4 protein-coding genes are annotated in these 2,791 nt (G+C 55.9%); 2 read left to right on the top strand and 2 right to left on the bottom strand.

The window, feature by feature from the left end; all coding sequences use genetic code 11:
• Both ACOSYY_RS05120 and ACOSYY_RS05125 read right to left on the bottom strand, forming a co-directional pair.
• Positions 1–192, bottom strand: a 192-nt coding sequence (locus tag ACOSYY_RS05120; protein WP_526023282.1) for a cytidine/deoxycytidylate deaminase family protein, incomplete at its 3' end; no start/stop codon positions are given.
• A gap of 95 nt (positions 193–287) precedes the next feature.
• The gene (locus ACOSYY_RS05125) at positions 288–530 is read right to left on the bottom strand and encodes a tetratricopeptide repeat protein (protein WP_421661192.1); all 243 of its coding nucleotides are present in this window, start codon (positions 528–530) and stop codon (positions 288–290) included.
• Between the two features lie 215 nt (positions 531–745).
• Between ACOSYY_RS05125 and ACOSYY_RS05130 the strand changes: the two genes are divergently transcribed.
• Both ACOSYY_RS05130 and ACOSYY_RS05135 read left to right on the top strand, forming a co-directional pair.
• Positions 746–1,690, top strand: a complete 945-nt coding sequence (locus ACOSYY_RS05130; RefSeq protein ID WP_421661193.1) for a histone deacetylase family protein — start codon at positions 746–748, stop codon at positions 1,688–1,690.
• A 104-nt stretch (positions 1,691–1,794) separates the two neighbouring features.
• Positions 1,795–2,673, top strand: coding sequence for a sulfurtransferase (locus ACOSYY_RS05135; RefSeq protein WP_421661194.1), 879 nt, complete (start codon positions 1,795–1,797; stop codon positions 2,671–2,673).
• Positions 2,674–2,791: the final 118 nt, after the last annotated feature.

Below are 2,791 nucleotides of genomic sequence, written 5' to 3' on the forward strand. Positions count from 1 at the left end.
ATGCTTCAAGGCGCGGTGTGCATTCGCAAGCGCCGCCATTTCGGCGTGGGCCAGTGAACAGTTGGTGGGCTCGACAACGTTGACCCCGACTGCGATGAGTCGTCCCGTCTTGGCTTCGAACACTGCCGCGCCGAAAGGTCCGCCGGTCTTAGACGTGACATTGGTCAACGCGAGTCGGATGACGAACCGCATGCGATCACTAGCCGATGTAATGGGCTTGTGCCGGCGCATAGCGCGAATGGTCCAAGGCGGAAGAGAAAAAGGAGAAATGGGTGAGGGGCCGGATTTCACGATGGGAGCGAAAGCTTCAACGCTTCGAGGTTCTTTGTGACCATGGCATCGCCGTTTTTTGTCGATACGTCGATGCCTGTGGCACAGACGGTTCGGCACTCATCCAGGCGTCCCAGTTTTTGGAGTGACTGAGCGAGGGCGAGATAGGCGGCTGAATAGGTTGGTTTAACGGCCACGCACTGGCGCAATGATTTGGCGGCTTCTTCGAAGTTCCCATCGTCCATATAAGCTTTCCCCAACCCGAACTAGGCGACGTCGTCGCTCGGATCCATGGCGAGGACTTTCTTCAGTGGCTCAATTCTTGGATTCGGCATGTGCGCTCCTGTTTTAAAGAGCAAACGATAGCAGCGCTGACACACATTGTCTATGGAGTTTTCTGCATGATAATCTGAACCAGATATCCGGCTTCATGCGATCGGCGTAAGGAGCAAGAACGGATGTCGATGGTTATCTGATGGGAAATACCGGTCTCGTCTATCATCCCGCCTATCTTGAGCATGACATGGGACCCGGGCATCCGGAGTCCCCCAACCGGCTGCGCGCGATCATGCAGCAGCTGGAACAGAGCGGTACGATCGCCCGCATGCCGAAAATCGAGGCGCGCAAGGCCGAAGATGAATGGATTACGCAGATCCATTCGCCGAGTTATGTACGGTCGCTGAACCGCCACGCGCCCACGAGCGGCCGCGTCTCGCTCGATGCCGATACCTCGATGTCGCCCGGCTCATTGAGTGCCGCGTACCTGGCGGCAGGCGGCGCATTGGCGGCAGCCGATGCCATCATGGCCCGGCAAGTGGATCATGTGTTCTGTGCCGTCCGGCCTCCTGGTCACCATGCCGAAGCGGAGCGCGCGATGGGTTTCTGCCTCCTGAATAATGTTGCCATCGCCGCGCGCTATGTCCAAAAGAAATACGGGGTCACCAGAGTGCTGATCGTCGATTGGGATGTCCATCATGGGAATGGGACGCAGCACAGTTTCGAAAACGATCCTTCGGTGCTTTTTTTTAGCACACATCAGTATCCGCACTATCCCGGGACGGGCAGAGGCACCGAACGAGGCAAGGGAGCTGGGGTTGGATTTACTGTCAACGTTCCGATGGAGGCGGGAGAGGGCGATGAAGCGTACCGCGAGGTCTTCCTCAAATCGCTTGTTCCGGCGGCCGAGGCGTTCAAGCCGGAGTTCATCATTATTTCAGCGGGATTCGATGCGCACCGAGATGACCCATTGGCCAGCATGGGTTTGACGGAAGCAGGATATGCCCATTTGACAAAAATCGTGGCCGGGGTCGCCAAACGCCATGCGAAAGACCGCATCCTATCTTCTCTCGAAGGCGGCTACAATCTGAAGGCCCTTGCCGCCTCTGTGGAGGCCCACATCAAGGCACTGTTGGATGCATGACGTGTGGAATGAAGGTTGGCCGGGGTGTGCTGCGAACAGTTGCAAGCCGTGAAAAGCCGTGATGGGTAATCAAATCATTTTGCAGCAGTAAGGAAGAAAACAGCATGAAGCATCCTTTATTGATCGATACCGAGACGCTTCAGCAGCACTTGCGTCGTCCGAATCTTGTCGTCATCGATGTGAGGGGCAAGGCGGCATACGAGTTCGGCGGCCACATTCCTGGAGCGGTGCATTCGACGTGGCATGAGTACAGTGATCCCAATGCCGCGCCGAAGGGATTGCTCAACCCCGACCTCAGCCAGATTGCAGGTACCTTGAGACGACTGGGGATGAATCAAGAGAGCGACGTCGTGATCTACTCCAATCCATTCGACAATTGGGGCGATGAAGGGCGGATGTTTTGGATGCTGGAATATCTGGGCCACAAACGCTTGCGTATTTTGGATGGCGGTTGGGTGAAGTGGACAGCCGAGAAACGGCCGTTCGAGCATGGGCCGGTCTCCCCAATATTGGGAAATTTCACGGTTCAACTACAGCCGGATTTGATCGCGTTGAAGGACGACCTGAAAGGCCTCGTCAGGGGGCCGCATCCCCAGACGGCCATTCTGGACGCCCGCAGTGTTGAAGAATATTTCGGGAAAGAGGTGTCCGGTCTCCCACGGTCCGGCCACATCCCCTCAGCCATACACGTGGCCTGGAATGGCTTCTTGAACAAAGATGCGACCGTCAAGGATCTATCCGTGATCAAGGAGATGCTGGAGGCAAAGGGAATACAAAGTGGACAGGAAGTCATTTGCTACTGTACCGGCGGTGTGCGATCGGCGTGGCTCTATTTCATCCTCAAGCTGGTCGGCTACCCGACGATCAGCAACTATCCCGGATCGTGGTGGGAATGGAGTCTGGACTTCGCCTGTCCGGCAGAAAAAGATCTTCATGCGCTCCAGAAAATCCTCGGGTTTGATCCCGCCCCCAAACCTTCTTGACAGCCTGAGGAGCGCTGTGTAAATGTGAATTCACAAACTATCTTCACGTAAAACTGCGAATCTTCCAACCATCAAGGAGGCAGCCATGATGAGAAGAATCCTTCGTAGTGCGATGGTG

Source organism: Nitrospira sp. BLG_2 (assembly GCF_049222245.1).

What these genes read in the sequence shown, in the direction of transcription:
- ACOSYY_RS05130 (WP_421661193.1), top strand. Translation starts at nt 746, where the DNA reads ATGGGAAATACCGGTCTCGTCTATCATCCCGCCTATCTTGAGCATGAC.
- ACOSYY_RS05135 (WP_421661194.1), top strand. Translation starts at nt 1,795, where the DNA reads ATGAAGCATCCTTTATTGATCGATACCGAGACGCTTCAGCAGCACTTG.